At 52.1% G+C, this 14174-nt stretch carries 18 protein-coding genes; 13 read left to right on the top strand and 5 right to left on the bottom strand.

What is annotated here, in order from left to right; translation table 11 throughout:
* Position 1: 1 nt before the first annotated feature.
* Positions 2–979, bottom strand: a complete 978-nt coding sequence (locus OGY06_RS01365) for a calcium/sodium antiporter (RefSeq protein WP_003828751.1) — start codon at positions 977–979, stop codon at positions 2–4.
* 215 nt (positions 980–1194) lie between these two features.
* Here OGY06_RS01365 and mlaF point away from each other — a divergent pair, with 215 nt between their 5' ends.
* The 7 genes from mlaF to murA all read left to right on the top strand — a co-directional run bounded on the left by mlaF (position 1195) and on the right by murA (position 6043).
* Positions 1195–2007 (top strand): phospholipid ABC transporter ATP-binding protein MlaF, encoded by an 813-nt coding sequence (gene mlaF, locus OGY06_RS01370; protein ID WP_003828749.1) that lies wholly within the window; start codon positions 1195–1197, stop codon positions 2005–2007.
* A gap of 7 nt (positions 2008–2014) precedes the next feature.
* Positions 2015–2797, top strand: coding sequence for a lipid asymmetry maintenance ABC transporter permease subunit MlaE (gene mlaE, locus OGY06_RS01375; RefSeq protein WP_003025053.1), 783 nt, complete (start codon positions 2015–2017; stop codon positions 2795–2797).
* A 4-nt stretch (positions 2798–2801) separates the two neighbouring features.
* On the top strand, positions 2802–3359 hold the full coding sequence (gene mlaD, locus OGY06_RS01380; RefSeq protein ID WP_003828747.1) for an outer membrane lipid asymmetry maintenance protein MlaD: 558 nt from the start codon (positions 2802–2804) through the stop codon (positions 3357–3359).
* An 18-nt stretch (positions 3360–3377) separates the two neighbouring features.
* A complete protein-coding gene (gene mlaC, locus OGY06_RS01385; RefSeq protein WP_003025047.1) occupies positions 3378–4013 on the top strand; it encodes a phospholipid-binding protein MlaC in 636 nt (211 codons plus the stop codon).
* Positions 4013–4306, top strand: a complete 294-nt coding sequence (mlaB, locus tag OGY06_RS01390) for a lipid asymmetry maintenance protein MlaB (RefSeq protein ID WP_286604483.1) — start codon at positions 4013–4015, stop codon at positions 4304–4306. Before mlaC ends, mlaB begins: the two co-directional genes overlap by 1 nt.
* Positions 4307–4475: 169 nt before the next feature.
* On the top strand, positions 4476–4730 hold the full coding sequence (gene ibaG, locus OGY06_RS01395) for a BolA family iron metabolism protein IbaG (RefSeq protein WP_003025040.1): 255 nt from the start codon (positions 4476–4478) through the stop codon (positions 4728–4730).
* Between the two features lie 53 nt (positions 4731–4783).
* Positions 4784–6043 carry a UDP-N-acetylglucosamine 1-carboxyvinyltransferase gene (murA, locus tag OGY06_RS01400; protein WP_003828741.1) on the top strand — a complete coding sequence of 420 codons (1260 nt, stop codon included), beginning with the start codon at positions 4784–4786 and terminating at the stop codon, positions 6041–6043.
* Positions 6044–6099: 56 nt separating this feature from the next.
* On the opposite strand, the gene sfsB is transcribed toward murA, so the two are convergent.
* Together sfsB and ispB are read right to left on the bottom strand one after the other, a co-directional pair.
* Complete coding sequence (sfsB, locus tag OGY06_RS01405; protein WP_063941611.1) at positions 6100–6384, bottom strand: DNA-binding transcriptional regulator SfsB; 285 nt, start codon at positions 6382–6384, stop codon at positions 6100–6102.
* Between the two features lie 221 nt (positions 6385–6605).
* Complete coding sequence (gene ispB / locus OGY06_RS01410) at positions 6606–7577, bottom strand: octaprenyl diphosphate synthase (RefSeq protein ID WP_003025033.1); 972 nt, start codon at positions 7575–7577, stop codon at positions 6606–6608.
* Between the two features lie 258 nt (positions 7578–7835).
* Here ispB and rplU point away from each other — a divergent pair, with 258 nt between their 5' ends.
* From rplU to cgtA, 4 genes are all read left to right on the top strand, one after another.
* A complete protein-coding gene (rplU, locus tag OGY06_RS01415; RefSeq protein WP_003025032.1) occupies positions 7836–8147 on the top strand; it encodes a 50S ribosomal protein L21 in 312 nt (103 codons plus the stop codon).
* A gap of 19 nt (positions 8148–8166) precedes the next feature.
* Complete coding sequence (gene rpmA, locus OGY06_RS01420) at positions 8167–8424, top strand: 50S ribosomal protein L27 (RefSeq protein ID WP_003025030.1); 258 nt, start codon at positions 8167–8169, stop codon at positions 8422–8424.
* A gap of 125 nt (positions 8425–8549) precedes the next feature.
* Positions 8550–9515, top strand: a complete 966-nt coding sequence (locus OGY06_RS01425; protein ID WP_174328906.1) for a DMT family transporter — start codon at positions 8550–8552, stop codon at positions 9513–9515.
* Between the two features lie 15 nt (positions 9516–9530).
* Positions 9531–10703 (top strand): Obg family GTPase CgtA, encoded by a 1173-nt coding sequence (cgtA, locus tag OGY06_RS01430; protein WP_003828732.1) that lies wholly within the window; start codon positions 9531–9533, stop codon positions 10701–10703.
* 105 nt (positions 10704–10808) lie between these two features.
* Here the strand turns inward: cgtA and dacB are convergent, their stop codons facing one another.
* Positions 10809–12242 carry a serine-type D-Ala-D-Ala carboxypeptidase gene (gene dacB, locus OGY06_RS01435; protein WP_032945109.1) on the bottom strand — a complete coding sequence of 478 codons (1434 nt, stop codon included), beginning with the start codon at positions 12240–12242 and terminating at the stop codon, positions 10809–10811.
* Between the two features lie 248 nt (positions 12243–12490).
* On the opposite strand from dacB, the gene greA reads away from it, so the two are divergent.
* Positions 12491–12967 carry a transcription elongation factor GreA gene (greA, locus tag OGY06_RS01440; RefSeq protein ID WP_003025019.1) on the top strand — a complete coding sequence of 159 codons (477 nt, stop codon included), beginning with the start codon at positions 12491–12493 and terminating at the stop codon, positions 12965–12967.
* 153 nt (positions 12968–13120) lie between these two features.
* Here the strand turns inward: greA and yhbY are convergent, their stop codons facing one another.
* Entirely contained in the window at positions 13121–13414 is a 294-nt protein-coding gene (gene yhbY / locus OGY06_RS01445) for a ribosome assembly RNA-binding protein YhbY (protein WP_003025016.1), read from the bottom strand.
* A 125-nt stretch (positions 13415–13539) separates the two neighbouring features.
* Here yhbY and rlmE point away from each other — a divergent pair, with 125 nt between their 5' ends.
* Positions 13540–14169, top strand: coding sequence for a 23S rRNA (uridine(2552)-2'-O)-methyltransferase RlmE (gene rlmE, locus OGY06_RS01450; protein WP_003025015.1), 630 nt, complete (start codon positions 13540–13542; stop codon positions 14167–14169).
* The last annotated feature ends 5 nt before the right edge of the window (positions 14170–14174 follow it).

A 14174-nucleotide genomic window follows, 5' to 3' on the forward strand; every position in this document is an offset into this window, starting at 1 on the left:
GTTATCCAACGAGAAGTGGCGATAACCAATACAGCATCGCCAGCCATATGATAAAACCGCCGGTCAGCAGCGCACCTGCGCCGCGACCAATCTGGCGCGGACGTCGCCAGCAGAGTAGTGCAAAAATCACGCTCACCAGCAGCATGACGCTATAGTCACGGGTGAAGGCCATTGGATTGACTTCACCCGGCGTAATCAGCGCCGGTAGCCCGAGGACGATAACGATATTAAAAATGTTTGCGCCGATAATGTTACCGACGGCAATATCGTTTTCACCTTTACGCAGACCCGCAATCGCTGTTGCCAGCTCCGGCAGGCTGGTACCAATGGCGACCACTGTTAGCCCGATAGTAAGTTCGCTCATGGCGAAATAGTTCGCCAGCACGGTAGCGTTATCCACCACCATACGTGTTGCCATTGGCATAATAATCAGCGCAATGCCCAGCCACAAAAACGCGACAGGTAACCCGCCTTCACGCGGTAGCTCAGCTATCTGCTCACGTGTCAGGCTGTCATTGCCTTGTCGCTCGGCCAGACGGGCGATTTTAACAATGAATAGCAGCCATAGCACGGCCAGAAGCAGAAGAAAGAAACCGTCGCTGCGGCTTAACTGTCCGTCATACAGGACGGATGCAGCTAAAATACTTACCAGCAACATTAGCGGTAATTCACGACGCAGAACATCAGAATGCACGGTAAAAGGATGAATCAGCGCCGACAGGCCTAAAATAAGCAGAATGTTGGTGATGTTAGAACCTATGGCGGTCCCGACAGCCAGATCGAGTTGCCCATTCATCGATGCGGCAACGGAGACAATTATTTCGGGTAACGACGTACCCATGCTGACCACGGTCATTCCGATGATAATGGGAGGAATACCGAAATTTCGACATAAAATGGATGCGGCAAATACCAGACGGTCGGCACCGTAGACCACCAGAAGTAAACCAATTATTAACAGCGCCGTCGCTAAAAGCATCTAAAGTCCTTTCTTCAGGTATACTCGCCGGTCCACTTGAAGGATCTTCTGGAAGCCGTAACGAAGTCTTAATTTTGACTTTATGCGGCTAAAAAGTAAAACAAATGCCAGCTTTCGCTAACCAGGACAGGCAATAATCTGTAAATATGTTGGGTTCAGGGCTAAATTGAGCGCCAAACTCTTCGATCAACGAGGCAATAGTAAAGGATGAATCAATGGGTCAGTCTGTGGCGAATCTAGTCGATATGCGCGATGTCAGCTTTTCCCGGGGTGACCGCTGCATCTTTGATAATATTTCCCTGACGGTACCGCGCGGTAAGGTGACGGCGATCATGGGGCCATCAGGCATCGGCAAAACGACGCTGTTGCGTCTGATTGGCGGACAGATCCCCCCGGATAAGGGCGAGATCCTGTTTGACGGTGAGAACGTCCCGGCCATGTCCCGTTCGCGTTTATTTACCGTGCGTAAGCGCATGAGTATGCTGTTTCAGTCTGGTGCGCTATTTACCGACATGAATGTTTTTGACAACGTCGCGTACCCTCTGCGCGAGCATACGACGTTGCCAGCGCCGTTGCTGAAGAGCACGGTGATGATGAAGCTCGAGGCCGTCGGCCTGCGGGGTGCGGCCAAATTAATGCCTTCTGAATTATCCGGTGGGATGGCGCGTCGCGCCGCGTTAGCACGTGCTATCGCGCTGGAGCCAGACCTCATCATGTTTGATGAGCCGTTCGTCGGCCAGGATCCCATCACCATGGGCGTTCTGGTGAAGCTAATTTCAGAACTGAACAGCGCGCTGGGCGTCACCTGTGTGGTGGTATCCCATGATGTGCCTGAGGTACTGAGTATTGCGGATTACGCCTATATAATGGCGGACAAAAAAATAGTGGCCTACGGTAGTGCTCAGGCGCTACAAGAAAATGCCGATCCGCGCGTACGCCAGTTCCTTGACGGCATTGCCGATGGACCGGTTCCGTTCCGTTACCCGGCGGGCGACTACCACATCGATTTACTCAAAACAGGGAGTTAAGCCACCCATGTTGTTAAATGCGCTGGCATCACTCGGACATCGGGGAATAAAAACCCTCAGGACGTTCGGGCGAGCCGGATTAATGTTGTTCAATGCGGTTGTCGGCAAGCCGGAGTTTCGCAAACATGCGCCGCTGCTGATACGCCAGCTCTATAATGTCGGTGTCTTATCGATGCTGATCATTATTGTTTCTGGCGTGTTCATCGGTATGGTGCTGGGGTTGCAGGGATACCTGGTGCTGACGACTTACAGCGCGGAAACCAGCCTCGGTATGCTGGTGGCACTGTCATTGTTACGTGAGCTGGGACCGGTTGTTGCGGCGCTGCTGTTTGCCGGGCGGGCCGGGTCGGCCTTAACCGCAGAAATTGGCCTGATGCGGGCGACCGAACAGCTTTCCAGTCTGGAAATGATGGCCGTCGATCCACTGCGCCGGGTGATTTCCCCACGTTTTTGGGCCGGTGTTATTTCATTGCCGCTGCTGACGATTATTTTTGTCGCAGTCGGGATCTGGGGTGGTTCACTGGTTGGCGTAAGCTGGAAGGGGATTGATGCGGGCTTTTTCTGGTCGGCTATGCAAAATGCCGTCGACTGGCGTCTGGACCTGGTCAACTGTCTGATTAAGAGCGTGGTGTTCGCCATTACGGTCACATGGATTGCATTGTTCAATGGTTATGATGCGATCCCGACCTCTGCCGGGATTAGCCGGGCAACGACACGCACCGTTGTGCACGCCTCTCTTGCCGTTCTGGGGCTGGATTTTGTGCTGACCGCACTGATGTTTGGGAATTGAGTTCATGCAAACGAAAAAAAATGAAATTTGGGTCGGGTTATTCTTGCTGGTTGCGCTGCTGGCAGCGCTGTTTGTGTGCCTGAAGGCAGCGAACGTCACCTCAATGCGTACTGAGCCGACTTACACGATTTATGCGACCTTTGATAATATCGGCGGCCTGAGAGAGCGTTCTCCGGTGCGGATTGGCGGGGTGGTAGTTGGACGCGTATCGGACATCTCGTTAGATCCGAAAACGTACCTGCCGCGCGTGACGCTGGAAATCGAATCGCGTTTTAACCATATTCCTGACACCAGTTCTCTGAGCATCCGTACTTCCGGTCTGCTGGGCGAACAGTATCTGGCATTGAACGTGGGTTTTGAAGATCCTGAGCTGGGAACGTCTATCCTCAAAGATGGCGGTACGATTCAGGACACGAAATCCGCGATGGTGCTGGAAGATATGATTGGTCAGTTCCTTTACAACAGCAACAGTAAAGGTGATGACAATAAGAATTCTGGCGATGCGCCAGCCGCAACTGACGGCAATAATGAAGCCACTACGCCTGCGGGCGCAACGAAATAATCTCAGGAGAATCGACGTATGTTTAAACGATTGATGATGGTGGCTATGCTGGTGATTGCTCCACTTAGCGCGGCAACCGCAGCAGACCAGACTAACCCGTACAAACTGATGGATGAGGCGGCGCAGAAGACCTTTGACCGTCTGAAAAACGAGCAACCAAAAATCCGTTCCAACCCCGATTACCTGCGTCAGGTCGTCGATCAGGAACTGCTGCCTTATGTGCAGGTTAAGTATGCCGGTGCGCTGGTGCTGGGCCGTTACTACAAAGATGCGACTCCTGCCCAACGTGAAGCCTATTTTGCCGCATTCCGTGAATATCTGAAGCAGGCTTACGGCCAGGCACTGGCGATGTACCACGGCCAAACCTATCAGATTGCCCCTGAACAACCGCTGGGTGATGCGACTATCGTACCTATCCGCGTAACCATCATCGATCCAAACGGTCGTCCTCCGGTACGTCTGGATTTCCAGTGGCGTAAAAACTCCCAGACCGGTAACTGGCAGGCGTATGACATGATCGCCGAAGGCGTAAGTATGATCACCACCAAACAAAATGAGTGGAGCGACCTGCTGCGTACCAAAGGTATTGATGGCCTGACGGCGCAGCTGAAATCTATTTCTCAGCAGAAAATCACTCTGGAAGAGAAAAAATAATGACGCAGTCACTCACCTGGACGCGCGAAGGCGACAAGCTGGTGCTGGTGGGAGAGCTGGATCAGGACGTGTTAAATCCCTTATGGGATGCGCGAATTGAGGCGATGAAAGGGGTATCCTGCATCGACCTGAACCAGGTATCCCGGGTAGATACCGGCGGTTTGGCGTTACTGTTGCATCTGATTAATCAAGGCAAGCAGCAGGGAAATAGCGTTTCGCTCACTGGCGTTAACGATAAAGTGTACATGCTGGCGCAGCTTTACAATCTGCCTGACGACGTCCTTCCGCGTTAATTTTTCCAGGCCGGATAAGGTCTTGTGCCGCTATCCGGCAAAACCCCTGAGGGGGATCTGCCACTAAAGCCTTGTCTGATTTATCAGCGAGGCTTTTTGCTTATTTATGACAGCGCCACTTTGCTCTAAGATGTTGGGCTGTTTTCACTATCTGACGAATGAAGAGCCCATGGAAAATAATGAAATTCAGAGCGTGCTGATGAATGCACTCTCCCTCCAGGAAGTCCACGTTTCTGGCGACGGCAGTCACTTTCAGGTTATTGCCGTGGGTGAGATGTTTGAAGGCATGAGCCGGGTCAAGAAGCAGCAATCGGTCTATGGCCCGTTGATGGAGTACATTGCGGACAACCGCATTCATGCCGTGTCGATTAAGGCGTTTACCCCAGCGGAATGGGCGCGCGATCGCAAACTTAACGGTTTTTGAGCTACGGGTGATGTACCGGTAGCGAAGATAAATTCTTAACAGAGAACAGAATAATGGATAAATTTCGTGTTCAGGGGCCAACCAAGCTCCAGGGCGAAGTCACAATTTCAGGCGCTAAAAATGCCGCACTGCCGATCCTGTTTGCGGCGCTGCTGGCTGAAGAACCTGTAGAGATCCAAAACGTCCCGAAACTGAAGGACGTTGACACCTCGATGAAGCTGCTGAGCCAGCTGGGTGCGAAAGTTGAGCGTAATGGTTCCGTGCACATTGATGCGCGTGATGTGAACGTCTTCTGTGCGCCGTACGATCTGGTGAAAACCATGCGTGCATCCATCTGGGCGCTCGGGCCGCTGGTTGCCCGCTTTGGTCAGGGCCAGGTATCACTGCCGGGCGGCTGCACCATCGGTGCACGTCCGGTTGACCTGCACATTACCGGCCTGGAGCAGTTAGGCGCGACTATTAAGCTGGAAGAAGGCTATGTGAAGGCGTCCGTTGATGGCCGTCTGAAAGGCGCGCATATCGTCATGGACAAAGTGAGCGTCGGTGCGACGGTCACCATTATGTGCGCAGCAACGCTTGCCGAAGGCACCACCGTCATCGAAAACGCCGCGCGCGAGCCGGAGATTGTGGATACCGCGAACTTCCTGATTGCGCTGGGCGCGAAGATCACGGGTCAGGGCACCGACCGTATTACCATCGAAGGCGTTGAGCGTCTCGGCGGTGGTGTTTATCGCGTTCTGCCAGATCGTATCGAAACCGGTACCTTCCTGGTGGCGGCGGCAATTTCTCGCGGCAAAATTATCTGCCGTAATGCACAGCCGGACACGCTGGATGCCGTTCTGGCGAAGCTGCGTGATGCGGGTGCGGATATTGAAGTTGGCGACGACTGGATAAGCCTCGATATGCACGGTAAACGTCCGAAAGCGGTCAATGTGCGTACTGCACCGCATCCGGCATTCCCAACTGATATGCAGGCCCAGTTCACGCTGCTGAACCTGGTAGCTGAAGGAACCGGCTTCATCACGGAGACCGTGTTTGAGAACCGCTTTATGCACGTGCCTGAGCTGAGCCGTATGGGTGCTCACGCAGAAATCGAAAGCAATACCGTGATTTGCCACGGCGTGGAAACGCTCTCTGGCGCACAGGTTATGGCGACTGATCTGCGCGCATCTGCAAGCCTGGTGCTGGCAGGTTGTATTGCTGAAGGTACGACGGTAGTCGATCGTATTTATCACATCGATCGCGGCTATGAGCGCATCGAAGATAAACTGCGTGCGCTGGGCGCAAACATTGAGCGCGTGAAAGGCGAGTAATCGTCAACGTCTCTTTTAACCCCTGGTTCTGCGAACCGGGGGTTACAGCTCAATGTTCATTCCGGATTCTTTTTCTCTTTGCGACTCCTCATCATCCGCGTTCTGTCGATGAACTCATGCGTTTTGGCATCGTGATAGCGTGACGGCCAAATTACCCAGGGGTCAGTTCCCAGCGCCTGGGCGATTATCAACTCACCTTTTGGCCATGGTCTCGTTAACGCATTTGCCAGCGTTGATGAACTCAATCCATTTTTACGTGATTCAGCGGCCATTGAGGTCCCTTTCTTGCGCAGTCCGGCGATGATGTCGGCCGGATGCCAGTCAATCAGCTTGCTTTCCATAAATTCATCTCTCCTTTGGTTAACGACTTACGGTTCCACGATCGGTTGTGCCGACACTATAACGCCCGAAGAGTGAATGTTCTAAAATGTTCATGTAAAGTGTGTGTATATTCAGAATATGCCAAGATTCTGCGTGATTTTCTGGAGAGGAGGAAATGCTTACTGGAGCTTATAAGAAAATCCCGTGCAGGGCACGGGATGAGAGAGGATGCAGTAGGGAATTAACGGTCGCGCTGTACGGCAATATGTGCCAGACCAATCAGCGCTTCTCTCCACGGTGTATCAGGCAGCACCTGCAGCGCAGCGATGGCCTTATCAGCCTCTTCTTCTGCACGTTGGCGAGTCCATTCCAGGGAGCCACAGGCGTTCATCGCTTCCAGAACCGGCTCCAGAAGGTGACGACCATTACCTTGCTCAATGGCCTGGCGGATCATTTGCGCTTGTTCTGGGGTACCATGGCGCATGGCATGCAGCAGCGGCAGCGTTGGTTTACCCTCGTTGAGGTCATCGCCGACGTTTTTACCCAGTTGCTCGCCATCTGCGCTGTAATCCAGCAAATCGTCAATTAACTGGAAAGCGGTACCGAGATAACGGCCATAATCCTGCAACCCTTTTTCTTGTTCTTCGCTACAGCCAGCCAGAATACCTGAACATTGGGCTGCCGCTTCAAACAAACGCGCGGTCTTACTGTAGATGACGCGCATATAGTTTTCTTCGGTGATGTCCGGGTCGTTGACGTTCATCAACTGCAAGACTTCACCTTCGGCGATGACGTTGACTGCTTTCGACATGACTTCCAGCACTTTCAACGAGCCAAGGCTGGTCATCATCTGAAATGCGCGGGTATAGATAAAATCGCCAACCAGCACGCTGGCCGCATTACCAAACGCCGCATTTGCCGTAGCTTTCCCACGGCGCATGTCTGACTCATCCACAACATCGTCGTGCAGCAGGGTCGCGGTGTGGATAAACTCGATGAGGGCCGCGATCGTAACGTGCGCATTTTCCTGGTAACCAACGGCCCGCGCTGCGAGGACGGCGATCATTGGGCGAATGCGTTTTCCGCCGCCGCTAACGATGTAGTACCCCAGTTGATTGATCAACTGAACGTCGGAATTGAGCTGTTCAAGGATTGTCGCATTGACCCCCGCCATATCTTGCGCGGTTAACTCATTGATTTTTTCTAAATTCATCGCAAAAGCCGGGCTTCTCGCCCCGATTACCTTACTGTGTGGGAAGGTAACGTCGGGTTTAGGGTTATAAATATATGCTGATTGTACTGAAAAAACGCCGTAGATAAACGTTACCGTACGTGTTGTGTTTTTTTTCTTCATGTATTGACGGTAGCACTTGTCAAAGGCTCGCGTTTTGCGTAATATTCGCGCCCTATTGTGAATATTTATAGCGCACTCTGAATCATCAAAAAGGTGTGCGCGGAAGCGGAGTTTTTTATGTACGCGGTTTTCCAAAGTGGTGGTAAACAACACCGAGTAAGCGAAGGTCAGACCGTTCGCCTGGAAAAGCTGGACATCGCAACTGGCGAATCTGTTGAATTCGCAGAAGTTCTGATGATCGCAAACGGTGAAGAAGTCAAAATCGGCGTTCCTTTCGTTGATGGCGGCGTTATCAAAGCTGAAGTCGTTGCTCACGGTCGTGGCGAGAAAGTTAAAATTGTTAAGTTTCGTCGTCGTAAACACTACCGTAAGCAGCAGGGCCATCGTCAGTGGTTCACTGATGTGAAAATCACTGGCATCAGCGCTTAAGTTAAGGGGAGCAGATTAAATGGCACATAAAAAGGCTGGCGGCTCGACTCGTAACGGTCGCGATTCAGAAGCTAAACGTCTGGGCGTAAAACGCTTCGGCGGTGAAACAGTTCTGGCTGGTAGCATCATCGTTCGTCAACGTGGTACTAAATTCCACGCTGGCTCCAACGTTGGTTGCGGCAAAGACCACACTCTGTTTGCTAAAGCAGACGGTAAAGTGAAATTTGAAGTGAAAGGCCCGAAAAACCGTAAATTCATCAGCATCGTTGCTGAATAAGTTTTTCGCGTCCCGGTAACGGATAAAAGCCCCGCAACACGTTGCGGGGCTTTTTACATTCGACGGCCGGTAAATACGCTCGTCGCGCCGACAACCCGGAAACGAGCCCTTGCAGGGAATACGGCATGAAGCAGCAGGCAGGCATTGGTATTCTGTTAGCACTCACAACGGCAGTATGTTGGGGCGCTTTGCCAATAGCAATGAAGCAAGTGCTGGAGGTGATGGAGCCTCCTACCGTGGTATTCTACCGTTTTTTAATGGCAAGCGTTGGCCTTGGCGCTATTCTTGCGGTTAAAAAAAAGCTCCCTCCGCTGCGTATTTTTCGCAAAGCGCGCTGGCTGGTGTTGCTGGCTATCGCAACCGGTGGGCTGTTCGGTAACTTCATTCTGTTTAGTTCATCCTTGCAGTATTTGAGCCCAACGGCTTCGCAGGTTATCGGCCAGCTGTCACCGGTTGGTATGATGATCGCCAGCGTCTTTATCCTGAAAGAAAAGATGCGCGGCACGCAGGTTATTGGCGCCATTATGCTTCTGAGCGGCCTGGTTCTGTTTTTTAATACCAGTCTGATCGAAATTTTTACCCGACTCACCGATTACACCTGGGGCGTTATCTTTGGTGTCGGTGCGGCGATGGTCTGGGTGAGCTATGGGGTCGCACAAAAGGTGTTATTGCGCCGCCTGGCATCACCGCAGATCCTGTTTTTACTGTACACTTTATGTACGATGGCGTTGTTGCCGCTGGCTAAACCCGGTGTCATCACGCAACTCAGCGACTGGCAGCTGGCATGCCTGGTATTCTGCGGCCTGAATACGCTGGTAGGATACGGCGCTCTCGCGGAAGCGATGGCGCGTTGGCAGGCGGCTCAGGTGAGCGCTATTATCACGCTCACACCGCTGTTTACGTTGTTATTTTCAGATTTATTATCACTGGCCTGGCCCGATTTCTTCGCCAGACCGATGCTAAACCTATTAGGTTATCTCGGTGCGTTTATCGTGGTTGCGGGCGCGATGTATTCCGCCATTGGTCATCGAATTTGGGGCGGTTTACGTAAGCATGAAACGGTGGTTTCGCAACCCCGATCAGGCGAATGATTTACGGAGAGTAAAATGAAGTTTGTTGATGAAGCATCGATTCTGGTCGTTGCAGGTGATGGCGGTAATGGTTGCGTCAGCTTCCGCCGCGAAAAGTACATCCCAAAAGGCGGTCCGGACGGTGGTGATGGTGGTGACGGTGGTGACGTTTGGCTGGAAGCCGACGAAAACCTGAACACGCTGATCGATTACCGTTTTGAAAAATCATTCCGTGCGGAACGTGGTCAGAATGGCGCGAGCCGTGATTGCACCGGTAAGCGTGGCAAAGACGTTACGATTAAAGTACCTGTTGGTACGCGTGTTATCGATCAGGGCACGGGCGAAACCATGGGCGACATGACCAAACACGGTCAGCGTCTGATGGTCGCTAAAGGTGGCTGGCACGGTCTGGGCAACACCCGTTTCAAATCCTCGGTTAACCGTACTCCGCGTCAGAAAACAATGGGTACGCCGGGTGATAAGCGCGATCTGATGCTGGAGCTGATGCTGCTGGCGGACGTGGGTATGCTGGGCATGCCAAACGCCGGGAAATCGACGTTTATCCGTGCGGTGTCCGCGGCGAAGCCGAAAGTCGCTGATTATCCGTTTACCACCCTGGTGCCGAGCCTGGGCGTGGTTCGTATGGACAACGAAAAGAGCTTCGTGGTTGCCGACATTCCGGGACTGATTGAAGGCGCGGCTGAAGGCGCAGGCCTGGGTATCCGCTTCCTGAAACACCTGGAACGTTGCCGTGTACTGCTTCACCTCATCGATATCGATCCGATTGATGGCTCTGATCCAGTTGAAAACGCCCGTATCATTATTGGCGAACTGGAAAAATACAGTCAGGATTTGGCATCTAAACCGCGCTGGTTAGTGTTCAACAAAATTGATTTGATGGACAAGGCTGAAGCGGAAGAGAAAGCGAAAGCGATCGCCGAAGCGTTGGGTTGGGAAGGTAAATATTACCTGATCTCTGCCGCCAGCCAGCTGGGCGTGAAAGATCTCTGCTGGGATGTGATGACCTTTATCATTGAGAACCCGATTGTTCAGGCTGAAGAAGCGAAACAGCCAGAGAAAGTTGAGTTCATGTGGGATGATTATCACCGCCAGCAGCTCGCTGAAGTCGAAGACGAAGCGGAAGATGACTGGGATGACGATTGGGACGAAGACGACGAAGAAGGCGTTGAGTTCATCTACAAGCGTTAATCGCATTAAAAACCCCGGCCATGTTGCCGGGGTTTTTGTTTCCAGGCCTCTCTGTAGGCCGGATAAGGCACGTTAATGCCGCCATCCGACAATCAAATTACCCATTTAGTTGTTCTGATAAATATCCTTGTACAACCGGCTCTCGAAGCGCACCAACGGAATACGGCGATTACGCTGGTCAGCTGGCTCTACCGCATAACCAGATAAATACTGCACGAATGCCATGCGTTGGCCACTTGCCGTGGTGATGAAACCTGCGAGGTTATAAACCCCCTGCAGCGAGCCAGTCTTCGCCGATACTTTGCCATCCACACCAGCCTGATGCAGACCCGCACGGTATTGCAAGGAGCCGTCGTGGCCCGCCAGCGGCAGCATAGTGATAAAGTTCAGCTCGTTATCGTGTTGAGCGATATATTGCAGCACCTGCATCATGGTCGCTGGGGCAATCAGGTTATGGCGGGAGAGGCCAGAACCGTCGGCAATAATGGTGTTGCCGATATCAACGCCTGCCTGCTGACGTAAAATCTGGCGCACGGCATCAGAACCCGCCCGCCAGGTGCCCGGCACGTTAAACCGGGCATGACCAATCATACGGAAAACGGTATCGGCAATCATGTTGTCCGATTTTTTCAGCATAATCTTAAGCAGGTCATGTAGCGGCGCAGACTGTTTACTGGCGACCACCGTTCCCGGTTCGTTGACCAACGTCTGGCGCAGCAGCGTACCGCTGTAGGTGATACCTGCTTGTTTTAGCTCATCTTTGATAATTGCCCCGGCATAGCTGGCACCGTCCTGAATGGCGAACGCCAGCGGCAGCGGATCGGCTCGTTGTGGCAGGCATCCGGTCAGCGTATAGCGGTTGAGATCGCCGGGAACCACATCCAGTTCACAATATTGCGCTTCCGCAGAACCTCGGGCGAGGGTACGCACCTGACTGAACATGGTGACCGGGTAATAAGATGCCACGCGAATAAAGGCGAGATCGTTGGGTTTTTGCGCGCTGTAGAGTGAAACCGAGAAACAGTTTCTATCGACAATAGCCGCTGCGGGCGGTGCGCTAAAACACTGCGTCATGTCGTTCCAGGGCCAACCGGGCGCTTTATCATGACTGGCAAAAATAGAGGTGTCGATCAGGACATTCCCGGCAATTTGCGTCACACCTGATTTTTTCAGGGTTGCCACCATATTGCGAATATCCTGGCGTTTTAGCGTCGGATCGGCACCAAATCGTGCCACTAAGTCACCTTTCAATACGCCGCCTTCCACGCTGCCTTTGGTCTCAAGCGTGGTGGTAAAACGAAAGTCAGGCCCGAGCTGAATCAATGCCGCCAGCGCGGTGATTACTTTCTGGGTGCTGGCGGGCAGCGCCATCTGCTGGCTATGAAAATCAATAGCGGGTGCAGGTGCGCCAACCTTCTGTACCATAAGGGCGAGGTTGGCCCCGGCAGGGAGCTGATTGATATACTCGTCGACGTTCGCAGCCTGAACGCTGAACGCTATACTGGCAGTCAATCCGATGGTAAATCTGGAAAATCGCATAATCTCGCGCTAACAACCTGGAAACAGGCCGTCATACTACGGCGCAACGCCCCAAAAAGTAAACGATGACCCATAAGGAACTCCAGGGTAAAATGATCATCAAATAGAGAATTGTAGCTGACCTGGGACCTTGAGCCCCGGGTCGGTATTTTTTTGCTTCTGACTCTGGCATGACACACGCCAGGGTGGGCTTAGCAGCCGGGGTGAGAGCAACTACCCCCTACAGGAATGTTCAAGAGGTATAACAAATGCAAGCTATCCCGATGACCTTACGTGGTGCTGAAAAACTGCGCGAAGAGCTGGATTTTCTGAAATCTGTGCGCCGTCCTGAAATTATTGCCGCTATCGCTGAAGCGCGTGAGCACGGTGACCTGAAAGAGAACGCGGAGTATCACGCGGCGCGCGAACAGCAGGGTTTCTGCGAAGGACGCATTAAAGATATCGAAGCTAAACTGTCCAACGCGCAGGTAATCGACGTTACTAAAATGCCGAACAATGGCCGCGTTGTTTTCGGTGCGACGGTTACCGTTCTGAATCTCGATAACGATGAAGAGCAGACATGGCGTATTGTCGGCGATGATGAAGCCGATTTTAAACAGAACCTGATTTCAGTGAACTCGCCTATCGCTCGTGGCCTTATCGGTAAAGAGCAGGATGACGTCGTGGTTATCAAAACGCCGGGCGGCGAAGTGGAATATGAAGTGACGAAGGTAGAATACCTGTAATTCGCATCTTGGTTAAGATGTTGATACATTGTAAAGAAAGGAAAAAGGCCGCATAGCGGCCTTTTATCAACGAAGAGAGCGTGGCATTTTGCTCTCCTGCTAGCGGAAAACCCCGCGTTTTACACAAACTTCGTGTGCAACTTTGGGATATTCTTAGCGTGGCAGCGAGATTTTACGTTCTTTAGTCGGGCGATACAGTACCAGCGTTTTGCCGATGACCTGTACATTGCAGGCGCCGGTTTCGCGTACGATAGCTTCCACGATCAAGGTTTTAGTATCGCGATCTTCCGAGGCGATTTTCACCTTGATAAGTTCATGGTGCTCTAACGCTTGTTCAATCTCGGCCAGTACCCCTTCGGTCAAACCATTATTGCCAAGCATAACTACAGGCTTGAGCGGATGTGCCAGACCTTTCAGGTGCTGTTTTTGTTTAGTACTCAGATTCATCGTATATTTTTGCTTACGTTGGGATTGAAAACGGGTCATTCTACCGCCATCTCCCATATATCACCAAATAGCTGTGTAGAAATTTACACCATTGGTTACGATGAACTGCCCTTTGGGAATGTGAAATGACAGGTAAAAAGCGTTCTGCCAGCTCGAGTCGCTGGCTTCAGGAACACTTTAGCGATAAATATGTTCAACAGGCACAGAAAAAGGGGTTACGTTCCCGTGCCTGGTTTAAACTTGATGAAATACAGCAAAGTGACAAAATTTTTAAACCGGGGATGACGATAGTTGATCTCGGTGCTGCACCCGGTGGCTGGTCGCAATATGCAGTTACGCAGATCGGCAACACCGGCCGCATTATCGCTTGCGATCTTTTACCTATGGATCCAATCGTTGGTGTGGACTTCCTTCAGGGCGACTTTCGTGATGAATTAGTCCTGAAAGCGTTACTTGAACGCGTAGGTGACAGTAAAGTACAAGTTGTCATGTCTGATATGGCGCCAAATATGTGTGGAACACCGGCGGTGGATATTCCCCGGGCCATGTATCTGGTAGAGCTGGCGCTTGGAATGGCTCGTGATGTATTAGCGCCAGGTGGTAGTTTTGTAGTGAAGGTGTTCCAGGGCGAAGGCTTCGATGAGTATCTAAGAGAGATTCGCTCCCTGTTTACGAAGGTCAAAGTTCGTAAGCCGGACTCTTCTCGCGCCCGTTCGCGTGAAGTGTATATTGTAGCGACCGGGCGTAAACCATAACCGGC

Origin of the sequence: Citrobacter sp. Cpo147, from assembly GCF_030332405.1 — a bacterium.
In the GTDB taxonomy this organism is placed as follows: Bacteria; Pseudomonadota; Gammaproteobacteria; order Enterobacterales; family Enterobacteriaceae; genus Citrobacter; species Citrobacter portucalensis.

What these genes read in the sequence shown, in the direction of transcription:
- mlaC (WP_003025047.1), top strand. Translation starts at nt 3,378, where the DNA reads ATGTTTAAACGATTGATGATGGTGGCTATGCTGGTGATTGCTCCACTT.
- OGY06_RS01425 (WP_174328906.1), top strand. Translation starts at nt 8,550, where the DNA reads ATGAAGCAGCAGGCAGGCATTGGTATTCTGTTAGCACTCACAACGGCA.
- rpmA (WP_003025030.1), top strand. Translation starts at nt 8,167, where the DNA reads ATGGCACATAAAAAGGCTGGCGGCTCGACTCGTAACGGTCGCGATTCA.
- mlaF (WP_003828749.1), top strand. Translation starts at nt 1,195, where the DNA reads ATGGGTCAGTCTGTGGCGAATCTAGTCGATATGCGCGATGTCAGCTTT.
- greA (WP_003025019.1), top strand. Translation starts at nt 12,491, where the DNA reads ATGCAAGCTATCCCGATGACCTTACGTGGTGCTGAAAAACTGCGCGAA.
- rplU (WP_003025032.1), top strand. Translation starts at nt 7,836, where the DNA reads ATGTACGCGGTTTTCCAAAGTGGTGGTAAACAACACCGAGTAAGCGAA.
- mlaD (WP_003828747.1), top strand. Translation starts at nt 2,802, where the DNA reads ATGCAAACGAAAAAAAATGAAATTTGGGTCGGGTTATTCTTGCTGGTT.
- sfsB (WP_063941611.1), bottom strand. Translation starts at nt 6,384, where the DNA reads ATGGAAAGCAAGCTGATTGACTGGCATCCGGCCGACATCATCGCCGGA.
- murA (WP_003828741.1), top strand. Translation starts at nt 4,784, where the DNA reads ATGGATAAATTTCGTGTTCAGGGGCCAACCAAGCTCCAGGGCGAAGTC.
- dacB (WP_032945109.1), bottom strand. Translation starts at nt 12,242, where the DNA reads ATGCGATTTTCCAGATTTACCATCGGATTGACTGCCAGTATAGCGTTC.
- yhbY (WP_003025016.1), bottom strand. Translation starts at nt 13,414, where the DNA reads ATGAATCTGAGTACTAAACAAAAACAGCACCTGAAAGGTCTGGCACAT.
- mlaE (WP_003025053.1), top strand. Translation starts at nt 2,015, where the DNA reads ATGTTGTTAAATGCGCTGGCATCACTCGGACATCGGGGAATAAAAACC.
- OGY06_RS01365 (WP_003828751.1), bottom strand. Translation starts at nt 979, where the DNA reads ATGCTTTTAGCGACGGCGCTGTTAATAATTGGTTTACTTCTGGTGGTC.
- cgtA (WP_003828732.1), top strand. Translation starts at nt 9,531, where the DNA reads ATGAAGTTTGTTGATGAAGCATCGATTCTGGTCGTTGCAGGTGATGGC.
- mlaB (WP_286604483.1), top strand. Translation starts at nt 4,013, where the DNA reads ATGACGCAGTCACTCACCTGGACGCGCGAAGGCGACAAGCTGGTGCTG.
- rlmE (WP_003025015.1), top strand. Translation starts at nt 13,540, where the DNA reads ATGACAGGTAAAAAGCGTTCTGCCAGCTCGAGTCGCTGGCTTCAGGAA.
- ibaG (WP_003025040.1), top strand. Translation starts at nt 4,476, where the DNA reads ATGGAAAATAATGAAATTCAGAGCGTGCTGATGAATGCACTCTCCCTC.
- ispB (WP_003025033.1), bottom strand. Translation starts at nt 7,577, where the DNA reads ATGAATTTAGAAAAAATCAATGAGTTAACCGCGCAAGATATGGCGGGG.